Below are 19,243 nucleotides of genomic sequence, written 5' to 3' on the forward strand. Positions count from 1 at the left end.
CGGGCTCCGTCAGCCCGACGCCGCCCGGCCGCAGCACGCAGGTCGCTGCGGTCAGGCAGCTGCGGCCCGGCTACAACCACTGGAGGGATTATGACCACAACACGCCCAACACCCACGTCAGCCCGGGCGGGCAGCGCTGCGGCATCGTCATCGGCGGCTAGGTCTGCGGCCGGCTCCGCAGCAGACCCCGCGGCCAGGCCCCAGGGCTGGAAGGATTCCAAGAAGTACTCCTGGGCGTTCAGCCTGATCCCGGCGGCCATTCCCCTCATTGCCTGGGGAATCGTGGAGTGGCTCCAAGCACTGAACGGGCCCCAGTGGCTGGTCCACGCCACCTGGTGGGCCGGCCCCATCTCCGTGTTCATCCTGATCCCTCTGGCGGATCTCATCCTGGGCCGCGATGGCGAGAACGTTCCGGAGGAGTTCGTCCCCTGGCTGGAGGAGACAAAGTTCTACCGCATCATCACGTACTTGTATTTCCCCATCATGCTGGCCTCCATCGTGGCGTGCTGCTACCTCTGGACCAGCGGGGACTTAGCCCTGTGGGATAAGTTGGGCGTGGCCTGGTCGATGGGCATGACGTCGGGAATCGGCATCGTTGCCGCGCACGAATTGGGCCACAAGAAGGGTTCCTTCGAGCGCTGGATGGGCAAGATCACCCTGGCGATTCCCGCCTATGGGCATTTCTATATCGAGCACAACAAGGGCCACCACGTGAAGGTCGCCACTCCGGAGGATCCGGTGAGCTCCCGCATGGGGGAAAACGTGTACACCTACCTGGTGCGTTCGATCCCTCAGCAGATTCCGCGCGCGTGGGGCATCGAGCGCAAGCGCCTGGCCCGCAAGGGTAAGCCTTCCTTCCACATCTCTAACGAGGTGCTCAACGCCTGGCTGGTGACGGTGGTTGTGTGGGGCGGACTGTTCCTGGCGTTTGGGTGGACGATCCTGCCGTGGATGCTCATCCAAGCTGTCATCGGCATTGCCCTTCTGGAGTTCGTGAACTACCTGGAGCATTATGGGCTGCTGCGTCAGCTGCAGCCGGATGGCCGTTACGAGCGCTGCTCGCCGGAGCATTCCTGGAACTCGGATAACCTGACCACCAATATCTTCCTGTACCAGCTGCAGCGCCACTCGGATCACCATGCCAATCCCACGCGCCGTTATCAATCCTTGAGATCCGACGCCAAAGCGCCCGAATTACCAGCCGGCTACGCAACGATGATCTTTCTTGCGTCCATTCCTCCACTGTGGTTTGCCGTCATGAACCGACGACTCATGAAGCACTACGGCGGGGACATCCGGCGGGCGAATGTGCTGCCGCGGAAGCGCGACGCTTTGGCGGCTCGCTGGCACACTGCGGACGAAGGGGAATCCCATGTCTGAGAGCGTCCAGACCGAGACGGTTGAGCAGCGGCGGGCTCGTGCCCGGCAGCACTACGAGCTGGCGTCGGCTGGCACGGCGGTGGGGCTGGGGCTATTGATTCTGGCGGTGCTGGGATTCCTGGGAGTTGGCGGGCTGGCCACGATCATTCCCTGGACTCTGGTGATCAGTTTGTTCTTCCTCATTCCCGGCATCGCCGGTGTGGTTCGAGGTCCTGGTCAGCCGTCCACGTACATCATCCCGCGGCCTCAGCAGCGCACTCGGATGCGAGGCACGGCAGCCGCGCGCTAAAGCACGCGCCGCGCGGCAGCACAGCGCAGACCACTGTCACGGGAGCACCTGAGGACGCTCCAGAGAAACACCACGACAGAACAACAGAAGAAGAGAAGTCACACAACAGAAGAGAGGAACACCATGGCTATCCACAAATGCACGTGTTGCGACTATCAGTATGACGAAGACCGAGGCGACTACACCGAAGGCTTCCCACCGGGCACGCCGTGGGACAGCGTGCCCGATGACTGGTTCTGCCCCGACTGTGGCGTGCGGGACAAGGTGGACTTCGAACAGGTGGGATAACTAAGGCGTCCCCGCGCCCCCGGTACTCGTGGAGGCGATGAGCGTCATCGCCTCCAGAGTCTGCCGGCAGTATTCAAAAGCCACCGCGGGGTTCGTGGGCTCGGCCTGCTGCCACTGCTTGAAGCCCGTGTTCAAGGCCGCGGACACCATCGCCACGATCACGCCAGCCTCTCGGCTGGCGTGACACTGTTGTTCGCTCAGCCGGCGGCACTCCGGCCGCTGGCGCAAGAACTCCGCCAGGTGCTGTTCCACATCCTCGTGCAGCGCATGGAACTTCGCGAAAAAGCTCCTCGCCAGGGCGGGGTTTTCTTCCCGGATCACCCGGCGCCGCCGGGTGATCTCTGGCCGGTACTGATCGCTGCGCAACTCGCTGGTCACGAGCCTAAACATCAACGCCAGTACGCGATACACCAGAGACGGCTCGGCAGCCACCTCAGCACGGGTTCCGTCGAACCACTCAACGCTTGCTTCTCCGGGGAGTTCCGGCTCCGGCCCCAACACGGCCACTTCTTTGCTGGGGAAGTAATTGAAGAAGGTGCGCGGGGAGATGCCCACGGCGGTGCAGATGTCTTCGACCGTGACGGCGTCGAAGCCTCGCTCCAGGACCAGCCGGGTGGCGTGGTCTTGGAGGGCAGCGTGGGTTGCCCGGCGCTTTTCCTCACGCACCGACCGCCCCGCATGCGCCGGCCGCTCCGAACGCACGCAGCGCTCAGGCCCCGCAGACTGCTCAGCCATCACAGCGTGGCGCCCAACCAGATGGGCTCCGGCTCCAGCACCACGCCGAAGGCCTCACGCACCCCGTCGCGGACAGCCCGAGCCAACTCAACAACATCCTCGCTGCTCGCACCACCCCGGTTCGTCAGAGCCAGCGTGTGCTTCGTAGACAAGGACGCCCTGTCATTACCCGGCACGTGCCACCCCTTCGAAAACCCGGCGCGTTCAATCAGCCAGGCGGCAGAGAACTTAAAACGCTCTTCCCCTTCCGCGCTGTGGCCTGCGGGGTACAGCGGCATGGAGTCCGCTTCGGCGTCGGAACAACGGGTACGCACAGCGGCAACCACCGCATCCCGGGCGTCCCGGCCCACCACAATGGGATTGGTGAAAAAGGACCCGGCGGACCAGGTGTCGTGATCGGCCTCGTCCAGCACCATGCTCTTGCCGGCGCGCAACGCCAGCACGGCCTCACGCACCTCCGCCACGGGACGGCGCACGCCATGCCCCTCCTCGGGCGTAACACCCAGGCGCCGGGCCAGCTCGCCGAACCGCAGCGGCGCGCTCAGGCCGTCGGTGCTCAGCTGGAACTCCACAGCAGTCACCACGGCGCGATGCGTGAACTTCAGGTTGGAGTAGCGATAGTCCAGGTCCAGGGACTCCGGATCCACCCACTCCCAACGGCCGGTCGAGCGCTCGTGCAGCTGCACCCGCCGCAGCGTCTGGGACACCTCCGCGCCGTACGCCCCCACGTTCTGCACCGGGGTGGCGCCGACGGACCCGGGGATACCGGACAGGCACTCCAGGCCGCCAAGCCCCGCCGCCACGGTCACCTCCACCAGCTCATCCAGCACCACTCCGGCGAAGGCGCGCACCACGCCCGTGGACGTATCCACGGAGATGTCGGACTCGCCCTGAATCTCCGCGTCCTGATCTTCCTCCGACGCCTGGGCTCCCGCAGCTCCGGCGTGCGCCCAAATGACCAGCAGGTCTTGTACCCCGGGCCCCTCGCCCACCACAAGGTTGGAGCCTCCGCCGACCACAATGTTTGGGATCTCCTCCTGATCGGCCCAGGCCACCACCTGGTGCAGAGCCTCCGCGGTGGCGCAGGCGATCACGGCGGCGGGGGCGCCGCCGATGCGCAGGGTGGTCAGCTCCGCGAAGGTGCGGCCCACATTATGAGCGCCGGGCACGGTCTGCGCGAACTGCTCGGCACGCTCGGGCACGGATGTGGTCGCAGGTGCGGTCGCAGAAGTGGACTCAGCTGCAGTCTCAGATGTGGACACAGTTTCTGGGGAAAAATCCGAATCAGTCACGGGTATCAGGGTAGTCTGTTGACATGACTACACACAGCGAGAACACCGCAACGATCAACTTTCCTATCGAAAAAGTTCACGAAGCCCTGACCTCCAACGCCTACTGGACCTACGAGGTAGAAAACATCGGTGACGAGCCAGGCCAGGTTCACACCTTCACCGAAGACCCCACCAAGGTGGAACTGTACGAACTTCTTCCCAAGGCCGCCCTTCCCGAGGCCGTGCGCGGCTTCGTCTCCCAGGACCTGAAGCTCAAGCGCGTCGCGAGCTTCGGCCCGTTGGCGGACAACACCATCACCGGTGAGGTCACCGCTGAGGTCAAGGGCGCGCCCGTGTCCTTCTCCTCCGAGGTGAAGCTGACCGGCGAGGGGGACACCACCACGCTCGTCGCGGATTCCGCCGTGGATGTGAAGATCCCGATGATGGGCCCAGTGCTGGAGCCGAAGGTCGCCGAGTGGCTGGAGGACTTCCTCGCCAGCGAGGCAGCCTGCATCGAAAAGTGGCTGGCTGACAACCAGTAGCCTCGGCCAGTAACATCGGCTGTCATGGCCGATCACGCGCATAATCTTAGGGCCCGTTCGTGGACATCGGACGGGCCCATCGGCATACCTACCCGCGGCACCACCGGCTTTAATCGCCTGCGGAAATCCGACCGCTGGATTGCCTCCCACCCGCTGCTGCGCCGGCAGTTCCAGCGCGCCATCATCCATGAGCAGCGCAGCCCCGTCGCGGTGGATGTGGGCTACGGCGCTTCCCACACCACCACCTGCGAGTGGGCGCGCTTCCTCCGCACCGTCCACCCCAGCCAGCACCATCCCGTGCAGGTCACGGGCCTGGAAATCGAGCCGTCGCGAGTCCTCCCGCCTCGCGACGGGGTGACCTTCGCCCTCGGCGGTTTCGAGCTGGCCGGCATGCGCGCCGACCTGATCCGCGCGTTCAACGTCCTGCGCCAATACGACGTCGACCAGGTCTACGCCGCCTGGGACACCATGCGCTCCCGCCTGCGCCCCGGCGGCCTGATCATCGAAGGCACCTGCGATGAAATCGGCCGCCGCAGCTGCTGGGTACTCCTCGACCAGGACGGACCCCTCACCCTCACCATGGCCTGGGACCCGTTCGACGTCCACACGCCCAGCGACATCGCCGAACGCCTGCCCAAAGCGCTGATCCACAACAACACGCCCGGTCACCGAATCCACGACATCCTCACCGCCATGGACGACGCCTGGGAACGCGCCGCGCCCCTCGCCGTCTTCGGCCCGCGCACCCGCTGGAGGCAGGCCCTGGACACCTTCCTGAGTGAGAGCGGGGATGAGGGTGGGCTGCGGACACTGCAAGCCCGGCGTCGGATTCAAGACAACACAATCACGCTCCCGTGGAACATGGTTGCAGACAGGGACAGCTATGGGGAACACTAGATCACGTGAGTACAGCAAACATGACAGGACGATCGGCGGGCTCCCGGAAGAAGACCGGCCTTGTGTGGAAGATTCTGGGCGGCCTGGTGGCCGTCATCCTTATTCTGGGGTTGTTCGCGGAGTTCGGGCTGCGCTGGTACATCAAGGACAACATTGAGGACACGCTCAAGGAGCAGGCCGCGGCGTCCCGCGTGCAGATGCAGGCGGATCCCAGTGTGACGATGGGCAGCCGGTCTGTGGTGCTGGGCCTGCTGGGCGGGAGGATCCCGCAGCTGGATATGGAGATCCCGTCGTCGCTGCAGGTCAGCTACGAAAACAACGATAAGTCCCGTCCGGTGGTTGCCGGTGATCCTGCGACCACGATTCACGCCACGGACATTGCGCTGAATGGGTCCTCTCAGGAGGACATGATCCTGGGCAGCCTGGAGGTAGAGACCGTACTGCCGGCGGAGGCGATGCTGGCGCAGGCGCAGCAAACCATGGCCGAGTCCAAGCAGGAGCAGCAGCAGGACGGGGGCCTGGAGGGACTGGTGCAGCAGGCGCTGCGGGTCACGGACATCACCACCGATGAGGCGAACCAGACGCTCACGTTCCAGCTCGGCGGCGGGCTGGCCGACCTGGTGCTGCGCCCCCGCGTGGAGGACGGCCGCATCACGATGGACACCACAGACGTGAAGTTCCTGGGCTTCAGCCTGCCCAGCGCCATCGTGGACGCCATCGGTGAGCAGATCGCGCAACAGGCCGAGGAGGCCGGAAACCTTGGCGATCATCTCCGCATGTCCGACGCCCGCGTGACCGACGAGGGGCTCAAGGTTGTCATGCAGGGCAACGACGTCAGCATGGCGGAGTTGGCCCGGTCCTTGAACGAGGCCAGGGGCGCTGCCGACGGTACGGTGCGTGGTGGTGACGGTAGCGCTAGCACTGGCCGTGCCGGCGAGGGGCACGGTGCTGGCGCGGACGGCGAACTGGGCGCTGCAGATCACGGCGCAGCCCGTCCCGATGCTGCACAGGAGCAGGACTCCGTCACGATCCCTGAGCCAGGCGCCGTGGGCTCCAGCGAGCGCCGCTAGCCCGTGTGGTGCACCTCGGCGAGCTCGTAGACCGGGGTGTCCAGACCTTCGTACCGCGCCTTCAACTGCAGCGCCAGGTACCGCGAGTAGTGACGTGACTGGTGCAGATTGCCGCCATGGAACCACAGGTTCTCCACCTGGGTGGGCTTCCACATATTGCGCAGCTCCCCTTCCCACGGACCGGGATCCTTCGCCGTGTCAGACCCGAGGCCCCAGCAGCGACCCACCTGATCGGCAACCGCCTTGGAGATCAGCATCTCCGCCCACCCATTCATCGAACCATAGCCCGTGGCCTGCACAATCACATCCGCCGACAGCTCCGTGCCATCCGTTAAGACCACGGAGTGCTCCTTCACCTCTTTGATCGTCACACCGGACTTCACGGGAATGGATCCGTTCGCCACCAGCTCCGAAGCGCCCACGTTGATGTAGTATCCCGAACCGCGGCGCACATACTTCAAGAACAACCCTGACCCGTCATCGCCGAAGTCCAGGAGAAAGCCAGCCTTCCTCAGCTGGTCATAGAAATCCTTGTCCGCTTCCTGGATTCTGTCGAAGATGGGCCGGTGGGCGTCGGGCAAAATTTTGTACGGCCACGACGCAAACAGTAAGTCAGCGCTATCCACGTCGAGCCCGGCGTCCACCGCGTCCTCGGAGTACAGCGGCCCGAAGACCTCCCGCATCAGGGAATCAGATTGGACGATGTGGGTGGAGGAACGCTGGATCATGACCGGCTTCGCGCCATGGTCATACAGGTCCGCGCAGATGTCGTGGGCGGAATTGTTGGCACCCAGCACGATCACATTCTTGCCGGCATCCCCGCCACCGCCGGGGTGTTCGGAGGAATGGCGGATCTCACCCCTGAAGTTTTCCTGCCCCTCCATGTACGGGCGGTTCGGCACGCCGGACATGCCCGTGGCCAGCACCAGCTGCGTGGGTTCCAGCGTGACGTTTTCGCCGTCTCGGTTCACGACGACCGTCCATGTACCTGAGACTTCGTCGAAGGTTGCGCCCTTGCACTCCGCGTTGGTCCAGTAGTCCAAGTCCATGATCCCCACGTAGTGCTCAAGCCAGTCACCCATCTTGTCCTTCGGGGTGAACACCGGCCAGTCGTCCGGGAACGGCAGGTAGGGCATGTGGTCGTACCAGACCGGATCGTGCAGGCATAGGGAGTGGTAGCGGCTGCGCCACTGGTCACCGGGGCGTTCGGCCTTATCAACGATCAGCGCGGGCACGCCCTGGCGTTTCAACCGCGCGGCCAGGGCGATGCCACCCTGGCCGCCGCCGATGATCAGGACGTAGGGCTGCTCCGAGTAGCCCAGGGTGCGGCGGCGCTCCGCGCGCTTATCGGCCCAGTTCTTCGGATCTTTCTGCAGGCCGTGCTCTGCGCCCATCGGGCGGCGATGGCGGGACGGCTCCGGGAAGTCTTTCAGCTCACGGGCGGACGTCATGACGGTCCAGGCCTTGCCGTCGGCGAGGCGGGCGATGCCCTTGCAGTGGAAATCCGCGGAATCGCAGGTGAAGTGGACGCGTGTGACCTGGGTGCCGATCATGTCACTGCCTTCGTCGGCGACCTCTGTGATCTGGATGTTGCTCAGAGCGCTCGCCTCTCCGGTTGCCTGCAGCATCTGGGTGATCGCCGGGATGCCCTCCGCGGTGTGCAAGTTCCAGGTGAAGGCGAGGAGGTCTCGCCAGTAGCTGTCTTCGCAGAAGAGTGCGCGGACATCGTCGTCGGAGATTGTTGACTTCTGTGTCAGCTCCTCCAGCGCCATGGCCCAACGGTGTGCGGTGTCCTTCAATTGATCGCAGTTCATGGTGATCTCCTTGCCCCGTGCTGCGCACGTGCGTCAGTGTGCTTTTCTTTCCACCAATTGGAAAGTGCTGACCATCACACTAGATTCTTGAGTGAGATCTGCGCCACATAGTTATATCTTCACCACACCCGCGGTCCCCACGCGCGCGTCATGCTCTGCGCCTTATTCTGTGCGCTTACTCTGCACATTTAGTCTGCGCACACATCGGCAAACCGAGCGTTCACCAACGGAGCCAGATCCTCCGCATTCATCTCCACATCCAGGCCGCGCCGACCACCCGAGAAGAAGATCGTCTCGAAAAGCACAGCCGTCTCATCAATCACCGTGGGAAGTACATTCTTCTGCCCCAATGGCGAAATCCCACCAGGCACATATCCGGACGACTTCTGCGCATCTGCAGGATCCGCCATCGTCACCTTGGGCACCCCGTGCGCTGCCGCAGCCTTCTTCAGACTCAGCTGGTGAGACACTGGCAGCACACACACGCCCAGCACACGCTTCGACCCCTTCCCCGCCGTGAGATCCACAACCAATGTTTTAAAGAGCCTGTCTGGATCCACACCCAGCTCATGGGCCGCGTGCTCCCCAAAATGATCCGTCCCAGAATCAAAAGTAGACACGGTATGAGGCACGCCGGCCTCCTCCAAAATCAGCAGAGCCGGAGTGGCAGCATGCGGTGTCTTGGACTTCTTGTCATGCTTCTTACCCACGCGCGCTACACCCTGGCTCTCTACTCCGCTGGGCCGTTCGCTGGGCCGTTCGCTGGGCCGTCCGCGGCGCCATCCTCTGGCCGCGACGACAGAATAGCCTCCGGCGCCGACACCCCCAGACGCGTCGCCCCCGCCGCCACCATCGCCACCGCAGAATCCCAATCGCGGATGCCACCGCTGGCCTTAATACCCATCAGCCCCTGCTGCTGCCGCATCACATCCGGCAGACCACACGGAGCCAACTTCCCAGCACAGCGCAACTCCTCCGCCATAATCTCCACCGCCCGCACACTGGCACCCCCAGCCGGATGGAAACCAGTGGACGTCTTCACATAATCAACGCCCACAGCAATACACGCTTGCACTGCCGTGCGCAGCTGCTGCTCTGTCAACGCCGCGGACTCCACAATCACCTTCAGCACAGCCGGCTGTGGAACCGCCTCCCGCACCGTCATCAATTCGCTGATCAGCGCATTGCGATCCTCCGCAATCGCCGCCGCAATATCAATCACCACATCCACTTCATCGGCACCATTCTGCACCGCAAAACGCGCCTCCGTGGCCTTAATCAAACTGGCATGCTTCCCCGACGGAAACCCGGCCACCGTCGCCACCACCAGACCTGACTCTTCGGGCACAGCCACCGGCAGCATCGAGGGGCTCACGCAGATGGCGCCGCACGACAAGCGAAGGGCGTCGGATATTAATCGGTCCACGTCAGCCCGTGTCGCCTCCGGCTTCAGCACGGTCGCATCCATGATCGCGGCCAACGCCGCAGGGCTCAGCGTCTCAGCATTCACGGCCACGATCACCAGCTCCCGCTGGCGTTATCCAGCACGTCACGCAACGACGGGCGCACATCCTGCCAGTACACGCCCACAATCACCGCCGCGATGATCCACAACATCTGCAGCCCCGGCAGGAAGGACAGCACAACCAACACCAGCGCGCCACCCATCAACATCAACCAATTCTGCTTCTGGCGATCAATCACCATAAAAGCGTCATCGCGCGTGATGGCGATCTGCACACCGCCCACCACAGCAAACGCCAAAACCAGCAGCCCAGCGGCCGCGTTCAGCCCAAACAGCACGTACCACAGACCGGTCAGCACAACACTCATGACCGCTATGCTACCGCGAAAACCAGCTCAGTCAGGGAATAGATCACCAAACCGGCCAACGCGCCCACAATCGTTCCGTTCACGCGAATGAACTGCAGATCCTTGCCCACCATCAGCTCGATCTTGTCGCTAGCCTCCTGAGCATCCCAACGCTCGACGGTCTCGCCAATGATGCCGGTCACCTCGCCGGCATAGTTGTCCGCGAGGTAGCTGGCAGCGCGAACAATCCGATCCTCCAGCGCGTCGCGTAGCTGCGGCTCATCCTGGATGCGCTGCGCGAACTCGTGCGACCACTGCGCAATTTTGCGGCGCAGCAAGGACTCCTCATCGCGCGCCATCGCCGTGACATTCGAGCGCACAGACTCCCACAACTTTCCGGGCAGCGCCTGCACCGGCCCGGACGTCATGATGTCCTCCTTGAAGCCCTCCACCTTGGCAATCATGGCCGGATCGTGCTGCAGATCCTGCGCCAACTGCGCGAAGAACGAGCGGATCTGCTGACGCGCCTCATGATTCGGATTGTGGCGCACATCCGCGGTGAACTGCACCAGCTCGCGATACACCTTGTCCCCCACCAACTCGCGGACGAAGCGGGGCGCCCAGGATGGGGTCCGTTCATCGATCAACGTGGTGACAAAATCCTCCGACGCCCGAGCTTTGTCATCCATCCACACCACCACAGCCTCCACCGCGGGTTCCGTGCGGCCTTCATCGATCAATTGCTGAAGGCCCCGGCCCAGGGGCGGAGCCCACTGGGGTTCGCTGGCTTTGTCGATGACGAGGGCGCGCAGCACCTGCTCAGCTTCTGTGGGATCGATGCCGTTGATCACGACATCGATCAGCTTGCCGGCCTCTTGAGAGATGCGCAGGTCACCCCGCTGGTTAAGCACCCAGTTGCTGGCACGCGACGGGATGTGGGCCTTGTGAAGCTTGTCGCTGATCAGCGCGGCGTTGAGGAAGTTCTCCCCCACGAACTCAGACAGCGCGTGACCCACCTGGTCCTTTTTGCGCTTAATGATCGCGGTGTGGGGGATGGGGATCCTAAGCGGGTGTCTGAACAGTGCGGTGACCGCGAACCAGTCAGCCAAAGCGCCGACCATTCCAGCCTCCGACGCCGCCCGGACGTAGCCCACCCATGCCCCGGGGTTGCCTTGGTATTCCAACCAACACATGGAGACGTAGATGACAGTGGCGAAAATCAGCAAGCTTGTAGCTATGGTCTTGTGCTTGCGCAGATCCGCCCGGCGCGCCACTTCAGTTTCCGGGGCTGGGCCTGGGACGGGCAACGCGTTGCCGTTGGGTGTGGGGGCTGCGGTGTTTCGATGAGTCACCCATCCTATTATCCACAATGCTGCCGTCTACTCAGCGGGGTGTCTTAGAACGTCGACTCGATTTTCCTGAGAAAAGAATAAGCCCAGGTCAGAAAACTGGCATCATTTATGCGATTTGTCGAAACGACGTTCTAAGACACCTCTCCTATAAGAGATGGGTTGCAGGCAATAAGCAACTAGAGAATTGCCACCAACGCGCGTAAATTCAAACTGTGATCCTCCTGAAGGCCACGCGCACCACTGACCCCTTGGGTCACCGCCACGCGAATGCCCGCACCATCAACTGGGCTGTCCTTCTCCTCTGCGCGCTTGCGGCCAGCTGCGCCGCAGCGCTGCACCTTGGAACCAGCACTCTTGGCTCACACGCTTCCTTATCTCCTGAGCAGCTCCACACCATCATTCGCACTATCCGCGCGCCGCGCATCACGCTCGCGGTATGCGTGGGCGCGGGGCTCGCCGTCGCGGGCGCCGTGATGCAGGCTCTTGTGCGCAATATCCTGGCGGATCCTTATATTGTCGGCATTCATTCGGGCGCCTCCGCCGGGGCTGCGGCGGTGCTTCTGGGCGGCTCCGCCCTGGGAGCTGTGGGCGCTGCAGGCGCTGCCGGTACAGCCAGCGCCGCGATCCCCGCGCTGGGTCTTCAAGCCGGGGCTTTTGTGGGCGCGGCGGTGGCGTCTGTTCTGGTCTTTGCTCTGGCGCGGACGGCGGGTTCGTTGAACGCGGTGCGCATCCTGTTGGCCGGCGTGGCCGTGGGGTATGCGTTGAGCGCTTTGACGAGTTTCATGGTCTTCGCCTCCGATTCTCCCGAGTCTTCGCGTTCTGTGATGTTTTGGTTGCTTGGTTCGTTGAATCTGGCGCGATGGGATTCGGCGTTGTTGGCGTGTGCCGTGGTGACGGCGTTGTGTTGTGCTGTGTTGTGGTGTGTGGGGCCGCATGTGGATGCTGTGGTGGTAGGGGATTCTACGGCGTTGTCGTTGGGTATTCGTCCGGCTCGTTTCCGCGCGGTACTACTGGCGGTACTATGCGTGTTGATTGGTTCGTTGGTCGCGATGAGTGGCGCGATTGGTTTCGTGGGTCTGGTAGTGCCGCATGTGGCCCGCCGCCTTGTGGGTAGCGCCCACCGCCGGATGCTGCCGATCGCGGCGCTGCTGGGTGCGTTGTTGCTGGTCTGGTCTGACGTGCTGGCGCGCCTGCTGCTGGCTCCGCAGGAGATTCCCATCGGTATCATTACTGCATTGATCGGCACTCCTGGTCTTTTTATTCTTATTCGACGCCAACTCTCCTCCCCCTAAGGTTCCCTCCCATGTTTACTGTTCGTTTGTCTCGCGTCCCGCGGGGTGCCCGTGTTGTCTGTGCGTCGGTGGCGGCGTGCAGTGTGCTGGCTCTGAGTGCGTGCTCGTCACACGCAGCGCATGAGGGTGAGAACGTCGTGCCCAATTGTGGGCACGACGTTGTGTTTGAGAGGGAGCCGCAGCGGGTGTTGACGATGGGTGCGGAGTCCATCACGACGTTGTCGCATTTGGGGGTTCTGGATCGCGTGGCTGCGCGGGCTGGTAGTTATCCGGAGGAGTATTTTGACGAGTCGATTCGTTCGGCTCTTACGGAGGTTCCGTCGTTGACGGACCGTGTGGATGCCACGGGTCATATTCAGATTTCTACGGAGCAGGTGGCTGCGGTGGATCCTGATGTGGTGTTGGGGGCGTCCGATACTGTGACGTTTGAGTCGATGCAGGCCCAGGGGATTCCGTTGATTAATGAGCCGGCGTTTTGCGGAGCGTTGGAGGGGCCTGCGAGCTTTGAGGATGTGTGGGATCAGGTCGCGACGTACGGGAAGGTGTTCCATCGAGAGGAGCGCGCGGCTGAGTACGTTGCGGAGTTGAAGGAGCGTCTGGCGGAGCTCGCGATACCGGGGGCCACGGACGCCGGTCAGAGCCGCGCAGACGCCAGTCCGGGCCGCGCGGGCGACGAGGGCTCAGCGCACCCTCTGACCGTGGCGGTGCTGTACCCCACCATCGGCGGCGGAGTGACCTACGCCTACGGCACGCGCTCCATGTCGCACCCCGTGGTGGAGGCTGCGGGCCTGACCAACGTCTACTCCGATGTAAACAAACGCGTCTTTGAGGTCAGCGCCGAGGACATCGCCGCCCGGCAGCCCGACCTCATCATTTCCCTGTACACCGCCGGCGACCCCGCCGCCGTTGTCCAGGCCACCAAGGATCTTCCCGGCGCGAAGACCCTGCCGGCGGTACAGAAGGGACGGATTCTGCCGCTGCTCCTGAATTACGCGGAGCCGTCCACGCCCCTGGCAGTGGACGGAGTGGAAAAAATCCACGAGTTCGCAGACAAGGCAGCACCCGAATGGCGCAAGGCAACGGCCGAATGATCGCAGCCACCGGAGTGTCCATTGACCGTGGGGCGCAGCGCATCGTCGACAACGTCAACCTGCACTTTCCACCAGAGCACCACGAACCGAACGCGGGTCACCCCTCGGTCACCGGCTTGGTCGGCCCCAACGGCTGCGGCAAAACAACGCTGCTCAAAGGCCTCCTCGGGGAACTGCCCTGCGCCGAAGGTAGTGTGACCATCGACGGCGAACCGCTCGCACGCCTGTCCCGGCGCACCATCGCCCAACAGCTCGCGATTGTGATCCAAGAGGACAGCACCAGCATCCCCATGACCGTCGCCGACCTGGCAACCTTGGGCAGAATCCCGCACAACAGCGCGCCCTTATCGGCGGGTGGCTTTCGGGGAGAAAGGCGGCGTCGGGAAGAAAAAATCATTGTCGAAGCCCTGACGGCGGTCGGGCTGCGCGACAAGGCCACGCACGACCTGGCGCGGCTGTCCGGCGGCGAGCGGCAACGCGCGCGCATCGCCCGCGCCGTGGCGCAGCGCACGCCGCACCTCATCATGGACGAACCCACCAACCACCTGGACATTCGCTTTCAGCATGATGTGCTGCGGCTGGTGCGGGAGCTATCGTCAACGCGGCGCGTGGCCAGCCTGATCGTGCTGCACGACCTGAACCTCGCCGCCCGATACTGCGACTACGTGTATGTGATGGACGCCGGGCGCATCGTGGCTGCGGGGGCGCCGCGGGAGGTGCTCACGCCGGAGGTGCTGGAGCCGATATATGGGATTCCGATCACGCGCGTTGATGTGGGTGGGCTTCCTCAGCTGCTGTTTGGGGAAGGTGGCGAGGCGGCGCCGTAGCTGGGCTGAACGCGCTGGATACGTTGGCTGCCCGCGCTGGGTGCGTTGGCCGCACTGGCTGCGCCGGTCGAGCTACATTGTGCGCAGGTCAAAGCTCGGTTTTCCACACAGCCGCTGCCGCGCGGCACTATGCAGTGCGTCCATCGCGCGGCGGACGTGCTCCATGGTCGTGCCGGCGATGCGGACGAGGGCGCCGGCGTTGTCCACCAAAGCGCTCACACCCACGGCCAGGGGTGGGGTGTGCGTGCCGCCGACCACCGCATTGCCAGCCAGCCGCTGCCCCAGCTCATGCAACTCATCCACCAGCGCAGCCACGTCCACGCTACGAAGCCCCTCACCATCCGCGTTCGAGCGCTCCGGCGGCACCACCACCAGGGACGCCCACACCGGCCACGCGCCAAACAGCTGCGTATTCGCGTTGTTGTGTTCCTGCAGCGCCGTCATCCGATCGTTCAGCAGAACCCTGCGCTCGCGGGTGACTCGCAGGGTGATCGAACAGGCGTCGAATTTATGTATTTCCCCCGACGCCACACGCCCCATCATGACCACCTCCCCCGCAATGAGCGCCGCGCGTGGGTGCAGGTCGAACTCCGTCAGTTGGAGGAAGCAGGAGCCGCCGAACAGTGTGGTGTGGCCGGGCAGGTATTCCAGCATGGCGGCGTCGGCGACGACGGCGCTGGTCCATTGGCTTCCGAAGCCGCTGTTCATCCGGTGGACGGAGGTGGCGGCCTGCGTGGTGATCAGTGCTGTGGCGTTGGGCTGTAGTACGAAGCGCTGGCGGATGCGGTCGTTTTGGGCGATCCCGCCGCCGGTGCTGCGCAGGTACACCACGGCGGTGTGGGGGTCCTGAGGGTCCACGTGGAGGGGGCGCGAGAGACTCATCGGCGCTTTCACGTAGCGGCGGGCCATTCCCGTTTTTCCGGTGGTTCCTCGAACGAGTTCCAGGTCAATGACGCCGAGTTTCCCCGGGCGCCCGACGGCTTGGACGCCGTCGCCGGCGGCGGGGTTGTCGTAGGCACGGAACTCGTAGGGAACCGGTGGTGTGAGCGCGCGAGCGTTGGTTCGCTGAAGTTCCGGGACGGTGACTGCCATGCGAACCAGTCTACGGCGCTGTGCGACAATGTCCTGCCCAGCACGGCAGCGGTGGCACCCTGATCGACCGAGCAGGACCGCGTGCGACAATGTCCGTATGAATATCACCGTCTACTGCGGCGCTGCCCTGGGAACGAACCCCATCTATAAGGAAGCTGCAATCCAGGTCGGCACCTGGATTGCAGACCACGGCCACACGTTAGTGTTCGGTGGCGGCAACACTGGGCTGATGGGCACGGTCGCTGATGCGGCGCTCGCGGGTGGCGCGGAGGTTATCGGAATCATTCCGGAGTTTCTCACAGCTCGCGAGCCTGCCCACTCGGGCGTGACGGAGCTCATCACGGTGGACGATATGAGTACTCGCAAGCTCATGCTGTTCGAGCGCGGGGACGCCTTCCTGGCGTTACCGGGCGGGCCGGGCACGTTGGAGGAGATCACGGATGTGATTAGCTGGGCTCGCATTGGTCAAAACGATAAGCCGTGCGTGCTGTTCAATGTCAATGACTATTACGCTCACCTGCAGGCTCAGTTCGACCATATGGTTGAGGAAGGGTTCCTGTCCCGCATTGATCGGGAGAGCATCCTCTTTTCCGATGATCTGGAGCAGGTCACGCGATTCATTGATCCTTCTGCTTAGACCTTTCGGCTTATGCGAACTCTTCGGCTCGGATGCTTCTCCGCTGCCGTGCGATACAGCCGGACTCCGCCGTGAGACCCCACGGACTAACACTCGCGATGCGGCCTTACGATAACGCCTGGAGAATACGCGGATTAATAAAAATCTTTTCCCGCCCCAACTGAACACTATCCACGGCACCTTTATCGGCCAATTGCTTTAACCACTTCGCGGCAGTCTGCCGTTGAGCCAATCCGGCCTCCACCACATCAGAAATTCGTAGGTAAGGATTCGAGACCAGCAGCTCCGCCAGTTCTTTTGCTGGCGCGATGCCGGCGCCGCGCACCTCGTCTTCCATACTGTGTTGTACTGACGTAATGGCGTCGATCAGCTGCAGAGCATGCCGAGCGGCGTTCTCAACGCACCCCACCATGAAGAGGATCCATTCTTCCCACGCTCCATCGCGTGTGACGGCATTCAGCAGACGATAGTATTCACTTTTCTGGGCCACGATCTCGCCAGAAAGATACAACACGGGCAGCCTTAAGGCTCCCTGCTGCATCAGCAAGGCAATATTTAAGATTCTTCCGGTTCTTCCATTCCCGTCGTAAAACGGGTGAATCGCTTCAAATTGATAATGTGCCAGCGCCATCAGCACAACAGGATGGAGGTTATGCTTCGAATAGAGGTAGCGCTCCCAAGCCGATAAATGCTGTTCAATAACCTGCTTCCCCTCGGGCGGGGTATATACCGGCCCCTCCGAGCTACTGCTTCCAATGAACGTGCCTGGCGTAGATCGAACCTGGGCGTGCGAGCCCTGAAGGACAGTACAGACGCGTACCGCCAGTTTTTCGGATACGGGAAGTTCTTCTAAGTCCTGAGTCGCCGTGTACAGCGCATCGTTGTACCGGAGCGCTTCCTTCGTTGCCGGTGTTGGCTGATTGTCGACTTTCCAGGCGGCTTTGAAGAGCTCGTCGTTGGTGGTGAAAACATTTTCAATTTCCGACGACGCCTGCGCCTCCCGGAGAGGGATCGTCGCAGTCAAGATAGAGGGGTTGGGGATTAATCGGCACGCGGTGTTGAGCTCCGCCAGGGCTTCCTGCGCGCGGATCACGGCCTTCAACACCGCTCTGGTCTCGATCTCCCCTGCTGGTGGCAGGGGTGGAAGCGCGTTGTAGGGAACGCGCGGGTCGAAGGGTGCAGGGGCGCCGGACATGTACACACCTTACCCAGATCAGACCGGACGTGTCGATTTTTGGACCGAAAATCGACACGTTTCCGGGATGTGTCGATGCGGTGTACATGTCGTACACACGTTGTACATGCCGTAGACGTACTAGTTCTACGCGCGGTAGGCCTCCAACGCCTCGACCAGTTCGCCGATCCCGTCGCCGTCCAGACAATTCGTCAGCACCACAGTCTTATTGCTGCGCACATCGTGCGCGTCCGCAGCCATCCGATCCAGGTCGCAGCGCACATACTGCGCAATATCGATTTTGTTAATCACCAGAATGTCCGACTCAGTGATTCCCGGACCGCGCTTGCGGGGCATTTTCTCCCCTTCCGCAGTATCCAGCACGAATACAAAGACGTCCACCAACGCCGGCGAAAACGTCAGCGTGAGGTTATCCCCACCGGATTCAAAAAAGAGGGTGTCAATCTCTGGATGCTCGTCCAGCATGTCCGCCGCCGCCATGAGGTTCATGGTCGGATCATCACGCACAGCCGTGTGCGGGCAGCTTCCGGTTTCCACGCCAATCACCCGCTCACCTGGGATAATCCCGTCGAGCTCGCGGCGGATATGCATGGCGTCCTCTTGCGTATATATATCATTTGTGACGACGCCAACCGTTCGTCCCGACGCCTGAAATCGCGGAACCAGCGCCTCAATGAGCGCGGTTTTTCCGCTCCCCACGGGGCCGCCAATTCCGATCCTTAAAGGGCTGCCCTGTCCGGTCACCGGATTAGCGTGCGTACCGTCTACCATTTTTCTCTCCATTCCTTTTCTTCATTTCTACTGCGTCTCCACAGTCACTGTTCTGCTGTGTCTCCACAGTCACTTTTCTGCTGCGCCTTCAACTCAATTCATGAATAATCGCGCTGGCGCATACTGATGAGCGGCACTCGCCAGGTCCAGCGCCGGCGAACTGCTCCCAATATGTCGCATGTCCTGGCACTCCACCATCCATAACGCCTTCTCCACACACTCCTCGGCCAGCTCCTTCATGAGCGGCCGCGCCCGCTCCACCATCACTTGCGCACCGATGTGATCGCACTGCCGCAAACGCAATGCCGCCGACGCCCATCCCATCGCCACACCCATCATCTCCACGGCCACCGCGTGGGCCGCATCCAGTCCATGCCGCTGGTGAATGAGCCCCAGTGCCACGGCTTGATTGCCCGCGGTGCGCCGCGAGGTGACGTGATCCATGTAGAGCTCCAAGAGCCCCTGAGTATTCTGCTGCTCGGACAAACGGCTGTGCACCTGGGCATATACGCTCAGCGTCTGGCGGCCCACGCGGGTGGATGCGCGCCGGACGGCGTCGGTGACCTTGGTGGCGCTTAGCTCCTCATCGGCGGCACACAGCAGCGCAACCACGCTGTCGCCGGACGCGCGCCGGTTGGGAGTGTGCTGTTCGGGCGCGCGCTGGGCGTCGAATTGACAGGACAACTCCACCGCAACCGCCGTCGCCACGCCATCGGCAGGGGCAGAGGCATGACGCAGATGATCCAGCAGCGCCTGCCCGGCCTGCTCCGCGCCGGCCACCCGGCCAGTCTGCACCAGGCCCTCCAATCCATTGGACAGCGTGTAACGGCCGGACGGGTAGGCGGAATCCCCGTACACCACCGAATGCATGACCGAATCAATACTCAT

The 19,243-nt window shown here is 62.9% G+C and carries 21 protein-coding genes; 10 read left to right on the plus strand and 11 right to left on the minus strand.

From position 1 onward, the window contains the following. Positions 1-90: 90 nt before the first annotated feature. From GC425_RS05080 to GC425_RS05090, 3 genes are all read left to right on the plus strand, one after another. Positions 91-1,380: an alkane 1-monooxygenase gene (locus tag GC425_RS05080; RefSeq protein WP_151843625.1), complete on the plus strand. Its 1,290-nt coding sequence runs from the start codon at positions 91-93 to the stop codon at positions 1,378-1,380. Next, the gene (locus GC425_RS05085) at positions 1,373-1,669 is read left to right on the plus strand and encodes a hypothetical protein (protein ID WP_151843624.1); all 297 of its coding nucleotides are present in this window, start codon (positions 1,373-1,375) and stop codon (positions 1,667-1,669) included. The genes GC425_RS05080 and GC425_RS05085 overlap by 8 nt, the downstream gene beginning before the upstream one ends. A 123-nt stretch (positions 1,670-1,792) precedes the next feature. Then, the gene (locus tag GC425_RS05090) at positions 1,793-1,957 is read left to right on the plus strand and encodes a rubredoxin (RefSeq protein WP_151843623.1); all 165 of its coding nucleotides are present in this window, start codon (positions 1,793-1,795) and stop codon (positions 1,955-1,957) included. Here the strand turns inward: GC425_RS05090 and GC425_RS05095 are convergent, their stop codons facing one another. Together GC425_RS05095 and GC425_RS05100 are read right to left on the minus strand one after the other, a co-directional pair. Beyond that, positions 1,958-2,692: a TetR/AcrR family transcriptional regulator gene (locus tag GC425_RS05095; RefSeq protein WP_151843622.1), complete on the minus strand. Its 735-nt coding sequence runs from the start codon at positions 2,690-2,692 to the stop codon at positions 1,958-1,960. Next, the gene (locus GC425_RS05100) at positions 2,692-3,984 is read right to left on the minus strand and encodes a UDP-N-acetylmuramate dehydrogenase (RefSeq protein WP_151843621.1); all 1,293 of its coding nucleotides are present in this window, start codon (positions 3,982-3,984) and stop codon (positions 2,692-2,694) included. Before GC425_RS05100 ends, GC425_RS05095 begins: the two co-directional genes overlap by 1 nt. 23 nt (positions 3,985-4,007) lie before the next feature. Here GC425_RS05100 and GC425_RS05105 point away from each other — a divergent pair, with 23 nt between their 5' ends. From GC425_RS05105 to GC425_RS05115, 3 genes are read left to right on the plus strand one after another with little or no spacing between them, the layout of a single operon-like run. After that, positions 4,008-4,505: a DUF2505 domain-containing protein gene (locus GC425_RS05105; RefSeq protein ID WP_151842306.1), complete on the plus strand. Its 498-nt coding sequence runs from the start codon at positions 4,008-4,010 to the stop codon at positions 4,503-4,505. A 24-nt stretch (positions 4,506-4,529) separates the two neighbouring features. Then, complete coding sequence (locus GC425_RS05110; protein WP_151843620.1) at positions 4,530-5,402, plus strand: class I SAM-dependent methyltransferase; 873 nt, start codon at positions 4,530-4,532, stop codon at positions 5,400-5,402. Between the two features lie 5 nt (positions 5,403-5,407). After that, a complete protein-coding gene (locus tag GC425_RS05115; RefSeq protein WP_151843619.1) occupies positions 5,408-6,472 on the plus strand; it encodes an LmeA family phospholipid-binding protein in 1,065 nt (354 codons plus the stop codon). Here the strand turns inward: GC425_RS05115 and GC425_RS05120 are convergent. The 5 genes from GC425_RS05120 to GC425_RS05140 form a co-directional block, all read right to left on the minus strand. Continuing rightward, entirely contained in the window at positions 6,469-8,244 is a 1,776-nt protein-coding gene (locus tag GC425_RS05120) for an NAD(P)-binding domain-containing protein (RefSeq protein ID WP_231699719.1), read from the minus strand. The two genes, GC425_RS05115 and GC425_RS05120, sit on opposite strands and share 4 nt — an antisense overlap. A gap of 230 nt (positions 8,245-8,474) precedes the next feature. Continuing rightward, on the minus strand, positions 8,475-8,996 hold the full coding sequence (ybaK, locus tag GC425_RS05125; protein WP_151843617.1) for a Cys-tRNA(Pro) deacylase: 522 nt from the start codon (positions 8,994-8,996) through the stop codon (positions 8,475-8,477). 20 nt (positions 8,997-9,016) lie between these two features. Next, positions 9,017-9,754, minus strand: a complete 738-nt coding sequence (gene deoC / locus GC425_RS05130; protein WP_231699718.1) for a deoxyribose-phosphate aldolase — start codon at positions 9,752-9,754, stop codon at positions 9,017-9,019. Between the two features lie 50 nt (positions 9,755-9,804). Further along, positions 9,805-10,119: a DUF2516 family protein gene (locus GC425_RS05135; protein WP_151842311.1), complete on the minus strand. Its 315-nt coding sequence runs from the start codon at positions 10,117-10,119 to the stop codon at positions 9,805-9,807. Positions 10,120-10,124: 5 nt separating this feature from the next. Then, entirely contained in the window at positions 10,125-11,450 is a 1,326-nt protein-coding gene (locus tag GC425_RS05140; protein WP_151843616.1) for a DUF445 domain-containing protein, read from the minus strand. A gap of 212 nt (positions 11,451-11,662) precedes the next feature. On the opposite strand from GC425_RS05140, the gene GC425_RS05145 reads away from it, so the two are divergent. Genes GC425_RS05145 through GC425_RS05155 form a run of 3 tightly spaced genes read left to right on the plus strand, consistent with a single transcriptional unit; the run spans position 11,663 to position 14,660 of the window. Beyond that, complete coding sequence (locus tag GC425_RS05145; RefSeq protein ID WP_231699651.1) at positions 11,663-12,742, plus strand: iron ABC transporter permease; 1,080 nt, start codon at positions 11,663-11,665, stop codon at positions 12,740-12,742. Positions 12,743-12,753: 11 nt separating this feature from the next. Further along, a complete protein-coding gene (locus GC425_RS05150) occupies positions 12,754-13,833 on the plus strand; it encodes an ABC transporter substrate-binding protein (RefSeq protein WP_151843614.1) in 1,080 nt (359 codons plus the stop codon). Then, complete coding sequence (locus tag GC425_RS05155; RefSeq protein ID WP_231699650.1) at positions 13,809-14,660, plus strand: ABC transporter ATP-binding protein; 852 nt, start codon at positions 13,809-13,811, stop codon at positions 14,658-14,660. Before GC425_RS05150 ends, GC425_RS05155 begins: the two co-directional genes overlap by 25 nt. Positions 14,661-14,732: 72 nt before the next feature. Here GC425_RS05155 and GC425_RS05160 read toward each other — a convergent pair whose 3' ends face one another. Continuing rightward, complete coding sequence (locus GC425_RS05160) at positions 14,733-15,752, minus strand: urease accessory protein UreD (protein WP_151843613.1); 1,020 nt, start codon at positions 15,750-15,752, stop codon at positions 14,733-14,735. 97 nt (positions 15,753-15,849) lie between these two features. Between GC425_RS05160 and GC425_RS05165 the strand changes: the two genes are divergently transcribed. After that, on the plus strand, positions 15,850-16,389 hold the full coding sequence (locus GC425_RS05165; RefSeq protein ID WP_151843612.1) for a TIGR00730 family Rossman fold protein: 540 nt from the start codon (positions 15,850-15,852) through the stop codon (positions 16,387-16,389). 106 nt (positions 16,390-16,495) lie between these two features. Here GC425_RS05165 and GC425_RS05170 read toward each other — a convergent pair whose 3' ends face one another. The 3 genes from GC425_RS05170 to GC425_RS05180 all read right to left on the minus strand — a co-directional run bounded on the left by GC425_RS05170 (position 16,496) and on the right by GC425_RS05180 (position 19,243). Beyond that, positions 16,496-17,584 (minus strand): Fic family protein, encoded by a 1,089-nt coding sequence (locus GC425_RS05170; protein WP_231699649.1) that lies wholly within the window; start codon positions 17,582-17,584, stop codon positions 16,496-16,498. Positions 17,585-17,710: 126 nt separating this feature from the next. Further along, entirely contained in the window at positions 17,711-18,367 is a 657-nt protein-coding gene (gene ureG, locus GC425_RS05175) for an urease accessory protein UreG (protein WP_231699648.1), read from the minus strand. Positions 18,368-18,448: 81 nt separating this feature from the next. Then, positions 18,449-19,243, minus strand: coding sequence for an urease accessory protein UreF (locus tag GC425_RS05180; RefSeq protein ID WP_231699647.1), 795 nt, complete (start codon positions 19,241-19,243; stop codon positions 18,449-18,451).

It is taken from the genome of Corynebacterium sp. zg254, from assembly GCF_024701495.1.
GTDB lineage: Bacteria > Actinomycetota > Actinomycetes > Mycobacteriales > Mycobacteriaceae > Corynebacterium > Corynebacterium zhongnanshanii.